16 protein-coding genes, 2 pseudogenes and 1 riboswitch are annotated in these 20,416 nt (G+C 71.3%); of the genes and pseudogenes, 12 read left to right on the top strand and 6 right to left on the bottom strand.

Features of this window, described 5'->3' with window-relative positions:
* Positions 1–42: 42 nt before the first annotated feature.
* Genes UO65_RS26855 through UO65_RS26885 form a run of 7 tightly spaced genes read left to right on the top strand, consistent with a single transcriptional unit; the run spans position 43 to position 11,751 of the window.
* Positions 43–615: a cupin domain-containing protein gene (locus UO65_RS26855; protein ID WP_052021828.1), complete on the top strand. Its 573-nt coding sequence runs from the start codon at positions 43–45 to the stop codon at positions 613–615.
* The gene (locus UO65_RS26860) at positions 612–5,555 is read left to right on the top strand and encodes a type I polyketide synthase (RefSeq protein ID WP_035287821.1); all 4,944 of its coding nucleotides are present in this window, start codon (positions 612–614) and stop codon (positions 5,553–5,555) included. The genes UO65_RS26855 and UO65_RS26860 overlap by 4 nt, the downstream gene beginning before the upstream one ends.
* On the top strand, positions 5,552–6,931 hold the full coding sequence (locus UO65_RS26865; RefSeq protein WP_035287824.1) for a phenylacetate--CoA ligase family protein: 1,380 nt from the start codon (positions 5,552–5,554) through the stop codon (positions 6,929–6,931). The genes UO65_RS26860 and UO65_RS26865 overlap by 4 nt, the downstream gene beginning before the upstream one ends.
* Positions 6,931–8,367 carry an acyl-CoA reductase gene (locus UO65_RS26870; RefSeq protein ID WP_035287827.1) on the top strand — a complete coding sequence of 479 codons (1,437 nt, stop codon included), beginning with the start codon at positions 6,931–6,933 and terminating at the stop codon, positions 8,365–8,367. The genes UO65_RS26865 and UO65_RS26870 overlap by 1 nt, the downstream gene beginning before the upstream one ends.
* A complete protein-coding gene (locus UO65_RS26875; RefSeq protein WP_052021829.1) occupies positions 8,364–9,368 on the top strand; it encodes a beta-ketoacyl-[acyl-carrier-protein] synthase family protein in 1,005 nt (334 codons plus the stop codon). The genes UO65_RS26870 and UO65_RS26875 overlap by 4 nt, the downstream gene beginning before the upstream one ends.
* The gene (locus UO65_RS26880) at positions 9,365–10,537 is read left to right on the top strand and encodes a cytochrome P450 (RefSeq protein ID WP_052021830.1); all 1,173 of its coding nucleotides are present in this window, start codon (positions 9,365–9,367) and stop codon (positions 10,535–10,537) included. The genes UO65_RS26875 and UO65_RS26880 overlap by 4 nt, the downstream gene beginning before the upstream one ends.
* Entirely contained in the window at positions 10,534–11,751 is a 1,218-nt protein-coding gene (locus UO65_RS26885) for an MFS transporter (RefSeq protein WP_052021831.1), read from the top strand. Before UO65_RS26880 ends, UO65_RS26885 begins: the two co-directional genes overlap by 4 nt.
* Here UO65_RS26885 and UO65_RS26890 read toward each other — a convergent pair.
* On the bottom strand, positions 11,693–12,973 hold the full coding sequence (locus UO65_RS26890; protein WP_233427856.1) for an MFS transporter: 1,281 nt from the start codon (positions 12,971–12,973) through the stop codon (positions 11,693–11,695). The two genes, UO65_RS26885 and UO65_RS26890, sit on opposite strands and share 59 nt — an antisense overlap.
* Positions 12,974–13,182: 209 nt before the next feature.
* Between UO65_RS26890 and UO65_RS37015 the strand changes: the two genes are divergently transcribed.
* From UO65_RS37015 to UO65_RS35105, 5 genes and pseudogenes are all read left to right on the top strand, one after another.
* Entirely contained in the window at positions 13,183–13,356 is a 174-nt protein-coding gene (locus tag UO65_RS37015) for a hypothetical protein (protein ID WP_161784521.1), read from the top strand.
* A gap of 12 nt (positions 13,357–13,368) precedes the next feature.
* Positions 13,369–13,593, top strand: coding sequence for a hypothetical protein (locus UO65_RS36255; protein ID WP_152552300.1), 225 nt, complete (start codon positions 13,369–13,371; stop codon positions 13,591–13,593).
* Between the two features lie 229 nt (positions 13,594–13,822).
* Positions 13,823–13,895, top strand: a riboswitch (cobalamin riboswitch).
* Between the two features lie 372 nt (positions 13,896–14,267).
* Positions 14,268–14,447, top strand: a pseudogene (locus UO65_RS38745) (iron ABC transporter permease); the annotation flags it as partial.
* A 276-nt stretch (positions 14,448–14,723) separates the two neighbouring features.
* The gene (locus UO65_RS38750; RefSeq protein WP_267880620.1) at positions 14,724–14,984 is read left to right on the top strand and encodes an iron chelate uptake ABC transporter family permease subunit; all 261 of its coding nucleotides are present in this window, start codon (positions 14,724–14,726) and stop codon (positions 14,982–14,984) included.
* 95 nt (positions 14,985–15,079) lie between these two features.
* Positions 15,080–15,538, top strand: a pseudogene (locus tag UO65_RS35105) (ATP-binding cassette domain-containing protein); the annotation flags it as partial.
* Here the strand turns inward: UO65_RS35105 and UO65_RS39075 are convergent.
* From UO65_RS39075 to UO65_RS26915, 5 genes are all read right to left on the bottom strand, one after another.
* A complete protein-coding gene (locus UO65_RS39075; RefSeq protein ID WP_411431379.1) occupies positions 15,508–16,107 on the bottom strand; it encodes a hypothetical protein in 600 nt (199 codons plus the stop codon). The pseudogene UO65_RS35105 and the gene UO65_RS39075 overlap by 31 nt on opposite strands.
* Positions 16,108–16,556: 449 nt before the next feature.
* Complete coding sequence (locus UO65_RS36265) at positions 16,557–18,236, bottom strand: hypothetical protein (protein WP_152552301.1); 1,680 nt, start codon at positions 18,234–18,236, stop codon at positions 16,557–16,559.
* Positions 18,237–18,456: 220 nt separating this feature from the next.
* The gene (locus tag UO65_RS36270) at positions 18,457–18,762 is read right to left on the bottom strand and encodes a hypothetical protein (RefSeq protein WP_152552302.1); all 306 of its coding nucleotides are present in this window, start codon (positions 18,760–18,762) and stop codon (positions 18,457–18,459) included.
* Between the two features lie 628 nt (positions 18,763–19,390).
* A complete protein-coding gene (locus UO65_RS26905; protein ID WP_152552303.1) occupies positions 19,391–19,654 on the bottom strand; it encodes a hypothetical protein in 264 nt (87 codons plus the stop codon).
* Between the two features lie 241 nt (positions 19,655–19,895).
* Positions 19,896–20,228 carry a helix-turn-helix domain-containing protein gene (locus UO65_RS26915; RefSeq protein WP_161784522.1) on the bottom strand — a complete coding sequence of 111 codons (333 nt, stop codon included), beginning with the start codon at positions 20,226–20,228 and terminating at the stop codon, positions 19,896–19,898.
* Positions 20,229–20,416: the final 188 nt, after the last annotated feature.

Raw genomic sequence — 20,416 nt, forward strand, 5'->3', positions numbered from 1 at the left:
AGCACCTCCCCGCTCGACCCCGCCGAAGAACGGAGAGCCACTGTGCCGCACGAGACCCGCCCACCCCGCGCTGGCGCCCCCGCGCTGAACATCGTCACCTGGGCGGACGCCGAACTCGACGACGAACGCACCACCCTGCACGTCGGCCACGGCCCGCTGCCCTCGGCCATGCACGGCGCGGTCGGCGCGACCGGCCGGGAGCTGGCCACGATCGGCGCGATCGGAGCGGACCTGATCCGGCTGCCCGCGGGCAGCGGCTTCCAGCCGCACACCCACCCCGGCCACCACGTGCTGACCGTCGTCGGCGGCATCGGCACGATCACCTACGGCGGCAGAGTCTACGAGACCAACGCCGGACAGACCTACCTCATCGAAGGCGACGTCCCGCACGCCGTTGGCGCCATCACCGACCACGTCATCCTGGCCGTGGGCTCCCCGCACATGCCCGTCGACCACGAGAACCGGATGGCCCCGGTGCCCTACGAGGAGGTCATCGCCCCCGATGGCGACCTGACCTGCCTGATCTGCGCGGTCACCGCCCTGGCCCCGGTCAAGCTGCACGCCAAGGGCTGCCCGCACTGCCCGTGCGCGACGTGCGTCGGTGTCGCGCCGTGACCCCCGACCCGATCGCCGTCGTGGGTCTGGGCTGCCGGTTCGCGGGCGGCGTGGACTCCGCCGACGACCTGTGGCGGCTGCTGCTGGAGGGGGAGACCACCGCCGGGCCGGTGCCGCCGGACCGGTGGCGCGCCTACGCCGAGCAGTCTCGCGAGCAGGCCGCCGCGCTGGACCGGGTCGTGGCCCGCGGGTCGTTCCGCGACGACGTCGCCGGCTTCGACGCGGCGTTCTTCGGCATCTCCGCCCGCGAGGCCGAGCAGCTCGACCCGCAGCAGCGCACCGCGCTGGAGGTCACCTGGGAGGCGCTGGAGGACGCGGGTGTCGCGCCGACCTCGCTCGCCGGGACGGACACCGCGGTCTTCCTCGGCGTCGGCACCGACGACTACGGGCGCAGGCTGCTCGAGGACCTGCCCGGGATCACCCCGTGGACCGGCATCGGCGCGTCGCCGTGCGGGGTGCCGAACCGGGTGTCGCACGCGCTCGACCTGCGTGGGCCGAGCGTGGCGGTGGACACGGCGTGCTCGTCGTCGCTGGTGGCGGTGCACTCGGCGTGCGCGGCGCTGCGGGCGGGTGAGACGCGGCTGGCGCTGGCGGGCGGGGTCATGCTGATGACCGGGCCCGGCCTCACGGCCGTGCTCACCGAGGCCGGGGCCGTGGGGACCGATGGGCGCAGCAAGCCGTTCGACGAGGCCGCCGACGGCTACGGCCGCGGCGAGGGCTGCGGCGTCGTCGTGCTCAAGCGCCTCGCGGACGCGCGTGCCGACGGCGACGACGTGCTCGCGGTGATCCGCGGCAGCGCGGTCCGCCAGGACGGGCGCACCGAGGGCATCATGGCCCCCAGCGGCGACGCCCAGACCGATCTCCTGCGCGCCGCCTACGCCGCCGCGGGCGTCGACCCGGCCACGGTCGGCTACGTCGAGGCGCACGGCACCGGCACGCCCGCGGGCGACCCGGTGGAGGCGGGCGCGCTGTGCCGCGTGCTGGCCCGGCCCGCCGACCGCCCGGTGTGCCGGGTCGGGTCGGTGAAGGCCACCATCGGCCACACCGAGGCCGCGGCGGGCGTCGCCGGGATGATCAAAGCGGTGCTGGCGCTGCGCCACCGCTGGGTCCCCGCCACCCCGCAGGTCACCCGGCCGCGCTCCGACGTGCCGTGGCGGGCATCCGGCCTGGAACCGGTCGTGCGGGGCGTCGACTGGCCGGACCCCGGCCACCCGCGCCGCGCCGGGGTGGCCAGCTACGGCTACGGCGGCACGATCGCCCACCTCGTCCTCGAGGAGGGCGATCCCCTCGCGGCGCCCGCCGCGGCCGAGTTGGACGCGCCCGCGCACTTCGCCCTGTCCGCCGCATCCCCGGCCGCGCTGCGCGCGCAGGCCGGTCGGCTGGCTGACGCCGTCGAGGCGAACCCGTTGCCGCACACCGCCTTCACCCTCGCCACCGCCCGCGCGCACCTGCGCCACCGGGCCGTGATCACCGCCGCGGGCACCGACGCCCTCCGGGCCGGGTTGACCGCCGTCGCCGAGGGCACGAGCGCGGACGCGGTCGTGACCGGCTCCGCCCGCGACGGCGGGGTCGTGTGGGTCTTCTCCGGGCACGGCGCGCAGTGGGCCGGGATGGGCCGGGGGCTGCTGGACGTCGACCCCGACTTCACCGAGGTCATCGACCGCCTCGGACCGGTCTACCAGGCCGAGTTGGGCACGACGCCGCGCGAGGTCATCACCGCCGACGACCTGGGCGGGGTCGACCGCGTCCAGGCGGCCCTGTGCGCGGTGCAACTGGGGCTGGCCGCCTCCTGGCGGGCGCGGGGGCTGCGCCCGGCGGCGGTCATCGGGCACTCGGTCGGCGAGATCGCGGCGGCGGTGACCGCCGGGTCGCTGACCGAGGCCCAGGGCGCCCGGCTGGTGTGCAGGCGGTCCGCGCTGCTGCCGCGCGCGCAGGGCCGGGGCGCGATGTTCCTGGTGGACCTGGGTTTCGACGAGTGCGCCGAGGCCGTCGCCGACTTCGCGGGCGTCACCGCCGCGATCTCCGCCTCCCCGCACTCCACCGTCGCCGCCGGTGACGCCGACGCCGTCGCCCTGGCCGCGGCGGCGCTGACCGCCGCCGGGCGGACCGTGCGCCGGGTGGACTCGGACGTCGCGTTCCACACCGACCACATGCGCGACCTCGCCAGGGAACTGGCCGTCGCCGTCGCCGACCTGACCCCGGCGCGGCCGGGGACCACCCTGTACACGACCGCGCTGGCCGACCCGCGCGGCGGCCACCCGCAGGACGCCGCCTACTGGGCGGCCAACCTGCGCGACCCCGTCCGGTTCGCCCAGGCCGTCCAGGCGGCCGTCGCCGACGGGCACCGCACGTTCCTCGAGGTCTCCGCCCACCCCGTCGTCGCGCACTCGATCACCGAGACCCTGGCGGCCGAGGGCGTCACGGACGGCGCTGTGGTCCCCAGCCTGCGCCGCGACCGGCCCGAGGCCGCGATGCTGTCGTCGGCCGCCGCCGCGCTGCACTGCCGGGGCGTGCGCGTGGACCTCGACATCCCAGCGGGCAGGCGGGTGCGGCTGCCTGGGGTCGCCTGGCAGCACAGCCGTTTTTGGGTCGAGCGCCCGTCGCCGACCCGGCCGGGACCGCCGAACACCCTGCTCGGCGCGGGCACCGACGTGCACGGCGTCGCCGCCAGGATGTGGACCACGACGCTGCACACCCGCACCCGCCCCTACCCCGGCAGCCACCCGGTGCTGGGCACCGAGATCGTCCCCGCCGCTGTCACGCTGCTCACCTACCTGGCGGCCGGGGGAGCCACCGGTCTGTCCGATGTGGAGCTCCACCGGCCCGTTGTCGTCCCCGGCGAGGACGATCCCGCACGCGAGCTGCAGGTCGTCCGCGAGGGCACGGCGCTGCGCATCGCCTCCCGGCTGCCCGGCGGCGACTGGGTGGTGCACTCCTCGGCCCGCGCCCTGGACGCCGAGCCGCGCCGGGTGCTCGACCGGGACGCCGACGAGCCGGTGGACGCCGCGGGCGTCGTCGACCGGCTGGCCGAGCTGGGCGTGGCCGCGATGGGCTTCCCGTGGCGGGTCGACAAGCTGACCAGGGGCGAGGGCCTGCTGGTCGCCGAGGTCGACGCCGACCCCGAGGGCGTGCTGCGCCACCGGGGCTGGGCCTCGCTGCTCGACGCCGCGCTGTCCACCGCGTCGGTCGTCTTCGACGGGCCGCCCGCGCTGCGCATGCCCGCGTCCCTGGACACCCTCGCCGTCGCCGGGACCGCGCCGGACCGGGCCGTGGTCGTCGCCGCGCTCGACCGGGACCGGCCGTTCACCGTCGACGTCGAGGTGCTCGGTGAGGACGGCGTGCCGCTGGCGCGGCTGACCGGCCTGCGCTACGCCGAGCCCGAGGGTGCGGCCGAGTCCCGGCCGGAGCTGGGCGAGACCGTCTTCGACATCCGCCCGACCCCGGTCGACGACCCCGCCGACGCGGTCCGCCGGGTGGCCGTCGCCGACCCCGGGCTGGCCGCCGCGCTGCGGGCGGCGGGCGCGGAGATCGCCGTCGACGCCGCGCACGTCCTGGTCCCGACCGGCCAGGACCCCGCGGAGTCGACGCTGGCGCTCATCCGGGCGGTCCGCGATGCCCGGCCGGGCCAGCGGGTCTGGGCCGTCGGCGGCGGGCACATCACCGCGGTCGGCCGGGTCCTGGCCACCGAGCACCCCGACACCTTCGGCGGCGTGCTCGACCTGCGCACCCCCGACGCCGCGCCCCGGCTGCTGCGGCACCTGACCCGTCCCGGCGCCGAGCCGGTGCTCACCCTCGACACCGGGGGCGCCACGGCTCCCAGGGCCGTGCCGCTGGGCCGCTCGTCCGGCGCCGCGCCCGCGTGCCGCCCGGACGGCACCTACCTGGTGACCGGCGGCCTCGGCGCGGTCGGCCTCGCGGTCGCCGCGCACCTGGCCGAGCGCGGCGCGCGCAGGCTCGTGCTGCTCGGCCGCACCCCGCTGCCCCCGCGCGGGGCCGCCGAGGACGACCCGGTGGTGCGCGCCGTGCGGGCCATCGAGGGGGCCGGGGCCACGGTGTTCGCGGTCGCCGCCGACGTCACCGACCCCGCGGCCGTGCGCGCCGCGCTGGCCGCCCTGCCCGTGCCGCCGGTCCGGGGCGTCGTGCACGCCGCGGGCCAGGTGCGCAGCGCCCCGGCGGTCGAGCTGTCCGAGGACGACCTGCGGGTGGTGTTGCACGCCAAGGTCGAGGGCGCGAAGGTCGTCGACGAGCTGTTCCCGGAGCTGGACTTCCTGGTCCTGTTCTCCTCGGTCGGACCGCTGCTCGGCCTGCCCGGCCAGGCCGCCTACGCCGCCGCGAACGGCTTCCTGGACGCGCTGGCCGCCCAGCGCCGCGCGCGGGGCGACACCGGGTGCGTGTCCATCGCCTGGACCTCCTGGCGGGGGCTGGGCATGGCGACCTCGGCCGCCGCCACCGACGTCGAGTTGGACGCGCGCGGCAGCGCCGACCTCACCCCGGAGCGGTCGCTGGCCGCGCTCGACCGGGTCCTGGCCGCCCGGCACGACCTCGGCGGCGGGCCGGTCGCGGTGCTGCCCGTCCGCACCGACCACCCCGGCCCGCGCCCGCCGCTGCTGGCCGCGCTGGAGATCGACCCCCCGGCGGAGGACGGCGACGCGCCGAGCTGGACCGGGCTCACGGGCGCCGACCTGACCGTCGAGCTGACCGCGCGCGCGACCGCGTGCGCCGCGGCGGTCCTCGGCGTCGACCCGGACTCCCTCGACGCCGACGCCGCGCTCGGCGAGCAGGGGGTCGACTCGCTGCTCGGCGCGGTGCTGCGGGTCCGGCTCGAGCGGCTGACCGGGGTCGCGCTCGCGCCCACCCTGCTGTGGAACCACCCGACCACCGCCGCCATCGGCGCCCACCTGGCGAGCAGGGTCGCACCACCGGAAGGACACGACACGTGAGCAGTCAGACCGCGACCACCGAGGAGCTCTTCGCCGACGACCCGCTGGCCTGGGCGGGCGGGGACTACCGCGCGCTGCACCGGCTCGGGCAGACCGAGCTGGCCGACCTGCAGCTTGCGGCCCTGCGGCGGCGGTTCGCCGACCTGCGCGGCGGGCTGGCGGTGCTCGACGCCATGGTGGCCGACACCGGCGTCGAGGCGATCGAGACCCTCGGCGACGCGATCCCGCTGCTGTTCTCACCGGAGGTCTACAAGTCCTACCCGGCCTCGCTGCTGCGCCGCAAGCGGTTCGACGTGCTCACCGGCTGGCTCAGCCGACTGACCACAGTGGACCTCTCCGGCGCGCGGGCGTCGGCGGCGACCTCCATCGACGACTGGCTCGCCGACCTGGACGCCAGCACCGACCTGCGGGTCCAGCACTCGTCGGTCACCTCGGGCACCATGTCGTTCGTCCCGCACACCCACAGCGAGGTCGACGCCATGTTCTCCGTCGTCGGTGCCAGGGTGCGCGGCGGCGGCGACCCGGTGCCGGTGGTGTGGCCGATGATCCGCGGGGGCCGCAGCGGCATCATGCGCTGCGCCGACGCCCTCGCCGAGCACGTGGCGGGCGGTGAGGACAACGTGCACGCCATGCACCCGGGACGGATGAGCGCCGACGTCATGCTGCTCGCCGGGCAGATCGCCGCCGCCCGCGCCCGCGGCGAGGACGTCGACGCCGACCCGGGCCTGCTGGCCCGCCGCGAGGAGTTCGAGGTGCTGCGCCGCGAGTCCGAGGCGGCCATGCCCGGGTTCGTCGAGCGCCTCGCCGACACCCTGCGCGGGCGGCGCGTGTACCTGATGAACACCTGGAACACGCTGCACCAGGTGGCGACGGCCGGGCTCGACCGCGGCCTCGACGGCCTGTTCGCCGCCGACTCGCTCATCGAGCCGGGCGGGGGCACCAAGGGCGCGCACATGCCCGACGACTGGCAGGACCGGGTGCTGCGGTTCACCGGGGCCGACCGCTTGCAGCACATCTACGCGATGACCGAGACCACCGCGCTGCACCCGATGTGCGGCGAGGGCCGCTACCACCTGGAGCCGTGGACGGTCGCGTTCGTCCTCGACCCGGCCACCGACGAGCCGCTGCCGCGCACCGGCACCCAGACCGGGCGGGGCGCGTTCTTCGACCTGCTCGCCCGCACCCACTGGGGCGGCTTCCGGTCCGAGGACCGGATCACGGTCGCCTACGAGCCCTGCGCGTGCGGGCGGTCCACCCCGCAGGTGCACGACGGCATCCGGCGGCTCAAGGACGTCGGCGACGTCGACAAGATCAACTGCGCGGCGACCGACTCCGCCCACCGCGCCGCCCTGGACCACCTGAGCGGGGGGTCCTGATGGCCCTGGCGGTCCCCGCCGTCGTCCGCGGCGAGCTGGTCGAGGGCCCGCTGGTCGAGTTCGGCGGTCGCGGCGAGACCGGCTTCGCCGTCGCCGACCCGGCCGCGGTCGTGCCACGCCTGGGGAGGCGGAACCTGGCGCTGAGCCGGGAACTCGCCGCGCTCGACCTCGACGAGGTCCTCGACTACCTGGCCGAGCTGGGGGCCAGGCTCGTCGACAACGAGTACCTGGACGAGGCGGTCGAGCGGTCGGCCGGGCTCGCCGACACCCCGCCGGGGCTGGTCCGCTCGAACCACCGGCTGCTGCCCGGCCTGTTCGCCCGCGAGGCCACCGAGGAGGTCGTCGCCGCGATCGGTCGTGACGTGCTGACCGGCTGGCCCGAGCGGCGGATGGCGGACGGCCGCGTCGGCGCGGTGCACGCGTTCGGCGTGCGGTCCGCGCACGTCATCGCGGGCAACAGCCCGCTGATCGCGGCCATGACCCTGGTCCGCACGGCCGTCACGCGCGGCGAGGCGGTTGTCAAGACCCCGTCCAACGACCCGCTGACGATGGTCGCGCTGGTCCGCACGATGATCGACATGGCCCCGGGCCACCCACTGACCCGCGCGGTGTCGGTGGCCTACTGGAAGGGCGGCGACGAGGCGCTGGAACGGCGGCTCTACCACCCGGCCGCGTTCGACAAGATCGTGGCCTGGGGCGGGATGGCCTCGGTCAAGCACGTCGTGCGCTACCTGGAGCCGGGCCTGGAGCTGGTCACCTTCGACCCCAAGCGCAGCGCCACCATCCTCGGCCCGGAGGCGTTCGAGCCTGCCGCGCTCGACGACGTCGCCCGCAGGCTGGCACTGGACGTGGGCGCGTTCAACCAGGTCGGCTGCGTGAACGCCCGGGTCGTCTACGCCGTGTGCGACACCGGGGCCGCCGAAGACCTCGCCCGCCGCGTCTACGCGGAACTGCGAGAGCTGCCGCCCACCGTGTCCACCGCGGCGGGGCGGATCGACACCGAGCTGCGGGCCTGCCTGCGCGCGCTGCGCGCGGGCGGCTTCCACACCGTCGTCGGCGGCGAGGCCGACGAGGGCGCGGTGATCGTCTCGCACCTCGACGAGCCGGTCGGCTTCGCCGGGTCGCTGGCCGGGCGGGTGGCCAACATCGTCCCCGTCGAGACCGCCGAGGACGCCGCCCGGCACCTCGACGCCGCCACCCAGACGGTCGGGGTGTACCCGGCAGCCCTGCGCCACCGGCTGCGCGAGGTGCTCCCGCTGGTCGGGGTGCAGCGCACGGTCGAGCTGGGCTGCGCGGTCAGCGTGCACCCGGCGCTGCCGCAGGACGGGTTCGAGCCCGCCCGCCGCCTGGTCCGGTGGGTCACCGACGAGCACCTGCCCGCCGGGTCCGACCCGCTCGACATCGTGTTCCCGCCGCACCGCGAGGAGGACCCGTGATCTGCGTCCGCGCCGTCTCGACCTGGCTGCCCGACACCCGCGAGACCCTGGCCGAGGCCCTGGCCGACGGCCGGATGACCGAGCAGGACCTCGAGCGGTCCGGCTACTCGTCCATCCCCGTCGCCGGACCCGACCTGCCCGGTCCCGTCCTCGCCGCCAACGCGGCCCGAGCCGCGCTGGCCGAGTCCGGTGTGGACCCCGCGCGGGTCGGGCTGCTGCTGCACGCCTGGACCGAGTACCAGGGCCACGACCTGTGGTCGCCCCCGCACTACATCGCCGACCAGGTCGGCGCTGGCGACGCGCTCCCCGTCGGCGTCCGGCAGTTGTCCAACGGCGGGGCCGCGGCGACCGAGCTCGCCGCGAGCTGGCTGCACGCCCACCAGGACGGCTTGGCCGTGGTGACCACCGGCGACCGCTTCTGCCTGCCCGGCTTCGACCGCTGGCGCTCCGACCGCGGCCTGGTGCACGCCGACGCGGGCACCGCGATGGTCCTGGCCGCCGCGCCCGGGCCCGCGGACGCGCTGCGCCTGCTCGGGATCGCCAGCGCCTCGGCCCCGCGGCTGGAGGGCATGCACCGCGGCGACGACCCGTTCAGCACCGGCCGCTACGACCAGGGCGCCCCGATCGACCTGGCCCGCACCAAGAAGGCGTTCTTCGCCGCCCACACCCGCGAGGCGTTCACCGACACCGCCACCGGCAAGGCCAAGCGGGTCGTCACCGAGGCCGCCGAGCGCGCGGGCGTCGCCCTCGACGACCTGCGCCACCTGCTGCTGCCCCGGATCGGGCGGCTGACCTACGAGCTGTACCGGCCGGTGTTCGGCGAGATCACCACCGCCGAGGTCCTCGACCGCGGCGAGCACACCGGGCACCTGGGCGCGGGCGACCTGCTCGCCAACCTCGCCGACCTGACCACCCTGCTCGGCCCGGGGGAGAAGGCCGCGGTCTTCAACGGCGGCGGCGGGTACACCTGGACGGCTGTGGTCGTGGAGCGACCCGCGTGAGCGGCGCCGTCGACCGGCTCGTCGCGCGCTTCGACCACCACGACCCCGAGTTCACCCCCGAGGTGGCCGTGGCCGTGCACCGGCGGCTGCGCGAGGTCGGCGAACCCGTGCACTCCGCGGCGCACGGCGGCGTGTGGGTCCTGGCCCGCTACCGGCACGTGTTCGACGCGCTCAAGGACCACGGGACGTTCTCGTCGGCGCAGGGCGTGTTCTTCCCACGCGGCGCCGACCAGCCCAGGTTCGCGCCGCTGGAGTACGACCCGCCCGAGCACACCGCGTTCCGCTCGCTGATGCGCCCGGCGCTGGCCGCGGCGGCGGTGCGCGCGGTGGAGCCGCGCATCGACCGGCTCGCGGCCGAGGTCGTGCGGCCGTTGGTGGCGCGCGGGTCGGCGGACCTGGTGGCGGAGCTGACGACCACGCTGCCGCTGGCGGTGCTGGCCACCACCATCGGGTTCTCCGACGCCGCCCGCAGCGAGATCCTGGAGCTGACCCGCACCACGTGGTCGAGGATGGCCACCGGCGGGCAGTTCTGGCCGCAGTTCGCCGCCCTGCTCGACGCCGAGATCGCCCGCGCCCGCCGCGACCACGACGGCACCTACCTGGCCGAGCTGGTCCGCACCGAGGTCGACGGCGCGCCGGTCACCGACGAGCAGCTGCGGGTCATGCTCGTCGCGTTCGCCATCGCCGGGCACGAGACCACGATGAACACCACCGGGCACCTGCTCTGGCGCCTGGCCCAGGACCCGGACCTGGCCGCCCGGCTCGCGCGGGACCCGGGCGCCCGCCCGGCCGCCGTCGACGAGTCGCTGCGGCTGGACGCGCCCGTCGACCACGGCAGCCGGGTCACCACGCGCGAGGTCGAGGTGGGGCGCACGACCATCCCGGCCGGGTCGCGGGTGCTCTTGGCCGTGGGCGCGGCCAACCGCGACCCCGAGCGGTTCGACGACCCGGAGGCGTTCCGGCTCGACCGGGGCCCGGCCCGGCACCTGTCGCTGGGCCAGGGCATCCACTTCTGCCTGGGCGCCCAGCTCGGCCGCAGGCAGATCGTGGCCGTGCTCGACGAGCTGGCCGCCGCGCCGCCGATGACCCTCGACGGGCCCGTGCGCAGGCACTACGCCAACGGTCGCCACCTCAACCTGGCCGCGCTGCCGGTGCGGTGGGGCGCGTGAGGAACGGCCTGGCCTGGCCGGTCGCGCTGGGCGCGGCCGGGCTGGTGTTCGACGGGTACGACCTGGTCGTCTACGGCGCGCTGGTGCCACTGTTCCTGCGCTCGCCAGGCGAGATCGGGGCGCTGACCCCCGCGGCGGCCGGTGCGCTGGGCAGCTACGCGCTCATCGGGGTGCTGGTCGGTGCGCTCGCCGCGGGCGCGGTGTCGGACCGGTGGGGGCGGCGGCCGGTGCTGCTGGGCGGGTACGCGTGGTTCTCCGTGGGCATGGGCGCGACCGCGCTGACCTCGTCGACGCAGGCGTTCGGGGCTTGGCGGCTGGTGACCGGCATCGGGATCGGGGTCGTCGTGGCGACGACCGGGGTGCTGGTGTCCGAGCTGGCGCCGCCGGGGCGCGGGCAGCTCTGCACGACGGTCGCCTACTGCGGCATCCCGCTCGGCAGCGTCCTCGGCACGGTCGCCGCACTGTCCCTGTTGGACACGATCGGTTGGCGGGGGCTGTTCTGGATCGGGGCGCTGCCGCTGGTGGTGTTGCTGCCGCTGGCGTGGTGGCGGCTGCCGGAGTCGCCCGCGTGGCGCGGGCGGGAGCGGGGGCGGTCCGGGTTCGCCGGGTTGTTCACCGGTCCGACGCTGCTGCCCGCGGTGCTGCTCGGCGTGGTGAGCGGGATCGGGCTGCTGCTGGTGTTCGCGCTGAGCACGTGGCTGCCGGAGCTGATGGGGCGGTCCGGGTTCGGCTCGCGCGGGTCGCTGGTGCTGCTGCTGGTGCTCAACGGCGGCGCGGTCGTCGGGGCGCTGCTGGCCTCGCCGCTGGCGGAGCGGTTCGGGCCCCGGCGGGTGGTGGCGGGCTGCTTCGGGCTCGGCGGCGCGGGCATGCTCCTCATCGGCTCGCAGCCCCCCGCCGCCGTGGTGCCGGTGCTGGTCGCGGTCGTGGGGCTGGGCACGACCGGGACGCAGATCCTGGTGATCGGGCTGGCCACCGCCACGTTCCCCACCGCCGTGCGCGGGGCGGGCGTGGCCTGGTGCACCGGCTTCGGGCGGCTCGGCGGGATCGCCGGGCCGCTGGTCGTCGGGCTGCTCGTGGCGGCCGGGTCGGGCGTCGAGTCGCTGTTCACCGCGCTGGGGGTGGTCGCCGCGCTCGGCGCGGGGCTGGCCCTGCTGGTCAGGTCCGGTCGAGCTGCTCCTCGAACGCCGTCTCCCGGGCCAGCGCGGCACACGTGATCGTCACCGCCGCCAGACCCGCGTAGTACAGCAGCACCCACCACGGCCGCCCGTCGCCCGCCAGCACCAGCGCCGCGGCGATCAGCGGCGTGAACCCGCCCGCGAGCACCGACCCGATCTGGTAGCCCAGCGACACCCCGCTGTAGCGCAGGTGCAGCGGGAACAGCTCGGAGAACCAGGCGGGCTGCCCGGCGGCCATCGCGTCGAAGAACACGCTCGTGGCCAGCACCACCGCCAGCACGATGAGCACGGTGGACCCGGTGTCGACGGCGAGGAAGAACAACGCCAGCGCGGCGACGGCGCCCACGGCTCCGAACAGGTAGGGCCGCTTGCGCCCGAACCTGTCGGTGAGCCCGCCCCACACCAGGGTCGTGCCGATCGACACGGCTGAGGACACCACCACCGCGATCAGGCCTGCATCGCTGTCCTCGCCGAGGTTGGCCGAGATGTAGCTGAGGCCGTAGGTGGTGAGCATGACGTAGAGGCCGATCTGCGACAGCCGCAGGCCCGTCGTCAGCAGGACCGGGACCGGCGCCGCGCGCAGCACCTCCAGGACCGGCAGGCGGGCGACCCCGCCCTGGTCGCGCAACCGCTGGAACTCCGGAGCGTCCCGCAGCCGCAACCGCACCGCCAGGCCGACGCCGACCAGGACGACGCTGAGCAGGAAGGGGAGCCGCCACGCCCACGCCAGGAACGCCTCGGGCCCGGCTGCCGTCCGGGTGATCCAGAACACGCCCGTCGCCAGCAGCATGCCCGCCGGGGAGCCGATCTGGGTGAAGCCGCCGAACCAGCCGCGCCTGCCCGGCGGCGCGTGCTCGACGGTCAGGATCGCCGCCCCGCCCCACTCCGCGCCGACCGCGAGCCCCTGCAGCGTCCGCAGGACGACCAGCAGCGCAGGCGCGAGCATGCCGATCGTGGCGTAGGTGGGCAGCAGGCCGATCAGCGTGCTCGCGCCGCCCATCAGCAGCAGCGCGCCGACCAGGACGGCCTTGCGCCCGATCCGGTCGCCGAGGTGCCCGGCGACCACCGCGCCGATCGGCCGCGCGCCGAACCCGGCCGCGAACGTCGCGAACGCCGCCAGCGTCCCGGTCGCCGGGTCGACCGAGGAGAAGAACACCTTGTTGAACACCAGCGCTGAGGCCGTGGCGTAGAGGTAGAAGTCGTACCACTCGATCGTCGTCCCGATCGCGCTCGCGAACGCCACCCGCCTGGGCGTTCGCACCACGGTGCTCCCCGACACGCCGAGTCCCTCCCTGAACTGGGCAAAAGTAACAAAACGAATCTATTGAACCACGGTGGGCCAGTCATCCCACCGGGTCGGACCACCCGCTGCCGACCGCCACTCCGGTAGTCGCGGTGGCGATTGTCCTTTCCACCGTTCGCGTCCACTTCTGACCCGCCGACTCGGTCGACCCCCAGCAGACTGGGCGCATGGGCGTTCGCGGCAAGCACCGAGACGTGGCCACGACCGGCGCCGGGGTCGCCGTCGTCGTGGGCCTGTTGGCCGCGCTCACCCCGGCGCAAGAGGTCCGCCGCTTCTCGCTGGGAATCGCGCTGGCGGTCATGATGGCCGTCGGGATCACGAACCTGCCGAACCGCGGCTGAGCAGTCCTGCGGATGGGGCCACCGCCCCCGCGCCGCGACGCTGGGTATGCGGAAAGCACAGCCGTTCACCACTCCGCCCCGACGCCGTCCACCCGGCCGACCGCCACCGGGTTCCTGGTCGGCGCCGCACCGCAGGTGGCCCTGCTGATCGCCCACGCGGGGGGCGCGCTCGCGGACGCGTACTTCGCCGCCCACACCGCCGTCTCGCTGGCGACCGCGCTCACCGGCTTCGGCTGAGGCCGGTTCCTGCCCGAGCCCAGCCGGTCGGCCGCCCGCGGCGCCGGAATCGCGGGGCTGGTGGGCCTCGCGTTCAGCCTCACGCTCGTGGTCCTGGTCGTCTTCGTGCTCCTCGCGCTGTCGACCCAGGTCCCTGGCTGAACCGAGCTCTTGTCTTCACCGACCGTGAACCGGGGCGACGGGGTGCGGGGCGGGCGCGGGGGCGTGCTTGTGCTGTCGCCGACAGCCGAGGGAATCCGGTGGGAAACCGGAGCGGTCGCGCCACTGTGACCGGTCGTCGAAGACGACCGGGAGCCAGACCTCTCGCTGTCGCTGTGCACCCGGGCCGCGCCAGCCCCGAGGAGACGCTGATGGACAACGACCGCGGTTCCCGCTGCCCAGCGCCTCCCCGGTGAGGTTGCGCGTCGGCGCCACCGTCCTCGTCCTGGTGGCGCTGCTCGGCCTGAGCGTCGTGGTGTTCACCGCCTTCGGCGCGCAGCAGCTCCCCCTCGGCTCGGTGGCCCGGGTGCTCCGGGCCCGCACCTGCGGCTGCGCCACCACCGCCCTGGTCTCGGACACGATCGTCCGGCAGTTCCGCGCCCCCGGGTGCTGCTGGCCGTCCTGGTGGCCGCCGGGCTGGCGTTGGCGTGCAGACCCTGGTGCTCAACCTGCTCGCCGACCCGTACCTGCTCGGCGTGTCCTCCGGCGCCGGGGTGGGCGCCTCGGCGGTGCTCACCATGGGGCTGTTCGCCTCCGCGGGCGGCTACGCCCTGACCGCGGGCGCGCTCGCCGGGGCGCTGACGGCGGCGCTGGTCGTGTTCGGCTTGGCCACCGCTCAGGGCGGGCTGACCCCGCTGCGGCTGGTGCTGACCGGCACCGTGCTCGGCTCGGCGTTCTCCGCGCTGGCCGGCTTCCTCGTCTTCCGCAGCCCCAACCCGGCCGCGGCTCTGGCTGCTGGGCAGCCTCGCGGGCGCGGGGTGGCAGCAGTTGGTCCTCCCAGCCGCCATCGTGGCGGTGGTCGGGGTGCTGATGCTCCTGGGCAGCCGGTGGCTCGACGCGCTGCTGATCGGGCCGGAGACCGCCTCGGCGGTCGCGTCCCCGTGCGGCAGGTGCGAATCACCCTGTTCGTGGCGCTGGGCGTCCTGGTCGGCGTGCTGGTCGCGGTCTCCGGCGGCATCGGGTTCGTCGGGTTGGTCGTCCCGCACGCCGCCCGGCTGCTCGTCGGGCCGCGGCACCGCGCGCTGCTGCCGGTCGCGGCCGTGCTCGGGGCGGTGTTCCTGGTGTGGGTCGACGTGGTCATCCGCATCGCTGTGTGTCCCACGGAGATCCCGCTGAGCGTGGTCTTCGGGCTCATCGGCGCCCCGGCCTTCCTCGCGCTGCTGGGCAGGCACCGCTACCGGTTCGGCTCGTGAGCGGCATCGAGGCGGTGGCGCTGACCTGCGCCATCGGCCGTCGGACCATGCTCACCGAGGTGGCCCTCGACCTCGCGGCCGGGTAGGTCGTCGGCGTCGTCGGACCCAACGGCAGCGGCAAGTCGACGCTGCTGCGCGCGCTGGCCGGGATCGCCAAGCCGCGGGCCGGGCGGGTGCTGGTGGCGGGGAGGACCTGCACCGGCTGCCCGCCCGCGCGGGCGGTCCCGCAGTTCCGGGTAGGGGGCAGACCCTGCTGGTCAACGGTGACAGGCCTGGTGATTGAGGTCATCCCGCCATGTCCACCGGGTTCGAGGTGGCGCGCGGCTCGGGTGCAGCTCGACGGCTTGGTGCCATCGGCAGCGATCTGGTGGAGTGTGCTCGCCTTGCTCCGGCTGCGGCGGTGCTCGATGCGCTCGAGCACCGCCGACTGGCACGCAGTGCTCATCACCGCCCACCGCACCTCCCTCGGTCAGACGAACCCACACGTGGCCTGCAGAATCGACCTCCCGCGAAAACTCAAGACCTATGCCGGGCGGGAAACGCCAGCGGGATAGCCCACACGCGCCTCGTGCACCAGTTCACCTTTAACCCTGCTGTGGTTCATGGTTCTGGAGCACGTGAATGGCTTTGGCCAGTCCACCGACGCGGCTTGGGCTGACGCGGACTTCGCGCAGGACGCGCTCTTGAGTTGGGCGCCGGGGCCGCGCAGGCGGGCGTGGGCACGGTCGGTGTCCTTCTGAGACCCCGCCCCTGCGCGTCCACCGCCGACATCGCATACATCAGCGTGCCCGCCCGCCGTTCCCCGGTCGCGGCCGCCCACCGCCCGGTGGGCGGCCGCGACCACATCCGCGACCACGGCGGGCGAATACAGGGTCAACGTCGCGGACGACGAATCGGCGATCAACAGCAACTGATCGCCCCGGCGCACCGCCAACCGTCGCCGCGACGACGACGGCAACCGCACCCGACGAAGCCCGACCAAGTTGTGTTCACCGCCGGGATCGGCGGTAAACACCACCAGCCCGTCGACCTCGCGGACGGTGAGCCGGGTGTCACCCTCCCACCCCAGGGCGCCCAGCATCGTCCCGCAACTCACACCACTGTTGAAGTCCAACGCCGCCATCGCGTAGACCAGCGGACTCGTCCGCGGCTGCGCCACCGCCACCAACGGGGTACGCCGACCCACCCCACCGGACACCGCCACAGCGGGCACCGGCCGGGACAACGGGGCAGGACTCGGAGGCAAACCCGACGGCGGGATCACATCAGGGCTCACCACGACCACCCCCGAACGGGGTGGATCAGCCCGAAACGGGTGTCAAAGTGCCACTCGGTACAGCACGCAAAACTGTGCGGATTCCCCACTGAGAAGTGTCCGAGGCGGGAGGCACGCACTAGCTACACGCCTCACCTTGCCGAGCCTATGAGCACTCACCGCGATCGCATCCGCTGCTAGCAGTGTTGTGCATCCTGACGTGGCCACAACGAGGTGGAACCCAGACCGGTAGTCATCGTTCGGAATCCGAAATGTAGGCCAATCAGTCGATGGAGTGGACCAAGGTTAGAAGTGGTCTAGAATAGACCAAAGAGCCAATCGCGCACGTGGCTAAACACCGTTTCAGTCTTGTACTCTGCGGCTAAAATAGTCAAGGTTGCTACAACCAATGACAATGCGGAGACCGCCAGGGCAAGTCTCGACACCTTAAAAGTATCGATTGAAGCACCCAGAGAGGAGGCGGTCATTAGAGTTTCTCGAAAATCTTTGTCTATTTGTATAAGACGTGCAATCGCATCTTTTTGAAGCTTACGGTCGAAATGTGTGATATCTATTGGCTCAAACGGAGTTCTGTCCAGTCTTTCATCTCCCGCTTTTAGATTTGGAGACAAATCCAGGGTTAGATCAATTTTCAGGTCGTAGCGCTCCGTGGAGTGATAGATCTCGTCAATGTCTTGTCTGAGACTTGTTAGGTCCAAATTCAGAGAGAGTAGACTGGTACGGACACTGCGCAAGTCTTTTGAACGAAACTTGCCGTGACGACGTCGAGCCGTGTCACGTAACTCCGCGTACTCACTTTCCAGAACCGCAACCATCTCCAGCGTTGCCTTCTGCACCAGGAATGCGAAAATAGTCTTTCCGGCGCGATGAGATATCGCGTTGGCAAGCGTTCCACCGTACAAGTGAACTTCTCCATGAAACTCATCCTTGGCATGATTATGCTGTCCCCATAGCGACCAAGTAGGAGTTCGATCAAACACCCTGCACAGGATATGGCTCGTTTCTTCAAAGGTTAGCCCGGGGAGGGACTTGGAAGTCGTAATTCGCGAAGTATACTCAGTTAGCCCTACAGCCCTCAAAGAACTCTCGATGCCAGTCTTGGTCACACGAGGTGTCAGCGGGTCGAATTTATCTGTGAGCATTAAATCAAGAACAAGTTGCGGCCTACTTTTCGATGAGAAAAAGCCGGGACAATACTCCGAAAACCATCTGCGAGCTTCGTCGTGCAGAGCTTTTCTCTTCTCCTGGTTCTTTCTGTAGAAGGTCCATTCGCCGTCCTCTGCGCGAATAAACCCATTATTGTTGTGGATTATTTCGGGCTTGTGCGCTTGGTGCCAGAGCACATCAATCTTCTTTTTATGCTCAGCGGACACCTGAAAATCGCCGATAATCGCCGTGAGCCCTGTCCCCAGATGCACCGCTGTAAGATGTATTGAGACAAACTCTATGGGGATTCTGCGCCGTACACTATCAGGATAGTAGGTCGTAACGTTCTCTGCAACTACTGTACCAATTGACCATTGGGTGTAGCCTTGCCCCGAGCGCGCGTCGACCATGCGTTCACGAGTATTTTCCCGTACACCAAGAAGCAGTGAGTTGGAATCAAGTTTCTGACGCTCTACTTTTTCGATAAATTCTTCCAATGTGGATGGCGAAACAATCTCCACCACCCATGCATGGGAGAGTTCGATGTGCTCGTCTTCGTTTGGAAGGTATCTGTTCTGATCTTCTGGTGCGATGTGTACTTGCACATCGTGCTCATGGTATTGATAGAGAACGTTTATATAGTAGACCACAAGCTCGCGAATCTTGGTCGGCACGATATGTCGAATTCGTTTGTGCAAGAACAGTTTCAAGATCTTGTAGATCCAGCCGTACCATCGGGTAGATCTTTCAATCTCGGCCACTTCTTTCCGGGCCTGTTCCCGTAGAGGTCTCCTGCCGATGGCTGGACCCGTATTGCTGTCGTCACCCATGCCATCACTTTCCTGTTGGGACCAAGGCCGATCGTGCCCGCGTAGGTCTTTGCATCCCCGGGTTGTACGGCGGATCAGGAATACTCCAAGGATGTACAAGGCAATTATAGCCATCCAATGCTTATAGCGGAACATGGACATCACCTCAGCGTTACACTATACGGGACGGGTCCGTATGGACACATCGCAGGTTATGGATTATTGCGACATTCGATTGAAATCAGATTGCTGAGCGAACCGCTTCCCACTGTTTGATGATCGAATAAAGCGAGGCGATATCAGCCCAATGGTGACCCGGTGAAGTGCGGATAACCGTTATAGGTATTTGAGGCCCTTCAACGATTGGACCTGAAGGAAGGTGGTCCCGGATGATCAGGTGGCGGTGTTGTTCGATGACAGTGCCGTGGAAAACGGCGATGTGGGTGTCACCTTTGGCAAGGCGGAAGGTGTGGCCGTGGTGGTAAATGCGGACGTGGGGGGTGGTGGCGAGTTTGTTGCTGGGGGTCAGGCGGTGGGCTATGGGCATGAGGTGTCCTGTCGGACTGAGGGTTAGGGGTTTAGGACGGTGGTTTCTGTGAGTTCGCGAACGAGATGGAAGGCGAGGAGCCAGAGGAGGCGGGGGCTGTCGTAGTGCAGGATTTGGGGGTCTGGGGATTGGGGGCGGGGGCCAATGGGTGTGGGGGTGTAGAGACCGCCTTGCACGCCTGCGAGGGGTGCGTGGGCGGCGCGGATGATGGCGTGGCCGTGGCGGAGAGCGGGGCAGGCACGGGTGGAGAGGTTGAGACAGGGGGTGCAGATGGGTGGTTCGGTAATGCCCATGCCGTTGGGCCAGTTCGGCCAGTCGGTGCGGTGGTCGGGAAGGACCCAGAGGATGCCGTCGGGGTTGTGGTCGGCGGGGTTGGCGCAGACTTGGCAAAGAAGCTTGCGCATTGCGCGGCGTTGGCGGGCAGAGTGGACTTGACCGAATTCGGGAGTGCCTTGGCCTTGGGCCAGTGGGGTGCGTGCCCAGAGGATGCCTCGGGAGTCGCGGTCGCCGATGGTTTCGTCGGGGTAGGCAATGCCTCGTTTGTTGGGGAGTTGGATGAGGTGGGGGGCTGTGGTGGTGGCTTCTGCTGACCAAGAGGTAATGTAGGGGACGCGGAGTTTTGTTGAGTTCATGTGCTTTCTGCCTTGAATTCGGCAAGAGTGAACGCCTCGAAGAGTTCTCGGGCTTTGGGGGTGTCGCGGTGGTCGAGGAGCCAGCGGAGGCACGTGGTGGTGTCATTGAGAGCGATGCCGAATAGGGCCACGTACTCCAAGGTGGCGGTGTTGTCAGCGAAATTGTTGAGAATTTTTGGGGGGTAGATCAGAAGGTCGAGCAGGTTTCCGGGGAGTGAGTACATTTGGGTGGGCGGTTCGTCTTCGTCGTTTGAGGTCACCGTTTGGTCCGGGTGAGTTGTTGAGCGAGGAGTTCGTGGCAGGTGGTGAGAACGCAGGGTTCGAGGGCTTCGAGCCGTTCGACTTCTGCGGGGTTCAGGCCTCCGACTTCGAGCGCATATCGGATTTGGTCTGCCGTGGTGAGGACGGCTTGGAGTTGTGCGATGAGAGTTGTTGGCACGATGGTTGGCGGTTGCGGTATGTGTAGCCGCGCGAGTGGAGTGATGATCTTTTTAGGTCTCATCAGTGGTCGCTCCGGTCGTAATTGAAAATTTCAGAAGGAGTGATACCGCAGTAGAAAAGCAGGGCGTGGAGGTGTTGGCGGATGGGTGACTGGATTGTTTGCGTGATGGGTGGATAACCGTGAGCGCGAGTGATGTACTCGGCGGTGGTGAGCAGGATGGCGAAAGGGGTGGTATCGCACGCGGTGGCGATGGTCAGGAGTCGAGAGAGAGTGGGTTGGGTTGTTGCTTTCTCGTAGCTGCGAAGTGTTGGTTCTGGGACGCCGGTGGCGTCGGAGAGGTCACGGATGCTGGTTTCGGTGGTGGTGCGGAGGGTGGTGAGTGTCAGGGCCAAGGCGGTTCGGTAGTCACGGACGAACTGCCGGTCTTGGGGCATGTGCGGCCTGTTCTGGCTGGGTGGTTCGGGTGTTTCACCTCCTGACAGTGGTGGGCTGGGTAAAGGGCTTCTATCGACACGGGCGCATGATTTTTATGCGTGGAAGTCATACAGGGCTCGACCTGGGGTTATGGTGGAGGTTGAGG

Source organism: Actinokineospora spheciospongiae, from assembly GCF_000564855.1.
Lineage (GTDB): Bacteria > Actinomycetota > Actinomycetes > Mycobacteriales > Pseudonocardiaceae > Actinokineospora > Actinokineospora spheciospongiae.

Excerpts from the sequence above, each read along its gene's own strand:
- UO65_RS26870 (WP_035287827.1), top strand. The coding sequence starts at position 6,931 with ATGGCCCTGGCGGTCCCCGCCGTCGTCCGCGGCGAGCTGGTCGAGGGC.
- UO65_RS37015 (WP_161784521.1), top strand. The coding sequence starts at position 13,183 with ATGGGCGTTCGCGGCAAGCACCGAGACGTGGCCACGACCGGCGCCGGG.
- UO65_RS36255 (WP_152552300.1), top strand. The coding sequence starts at position 13,369 with ATGGGGCCACCGCCCCCGCGCCGCGACGCTGGGTATGCGGAAAGCACA.
- UO65_RS39075 (WP_411431379.1), bottom strand. The coding sequence starts at position 16,107 with ATGGCGGCGTTGGACTTCAACAGTGGTGTGAGTTGCGGGACGATGCTG.
- UO65_RS36265 (WP_152552301.1), bottom strand. The coding sequence starts at position 18,236 with ATGGGTGACGACAGCAATACGGGTCCAGCCATCGGCAGGAGACCTCTA.
- UO65_RS36270 (WP_152552302.1), bottom strand. The coding sequence starts at position 18,762 with ATGCCCATAGCCCACCGCCTGACCCCCAGCAACAAACTCGCCACCACC.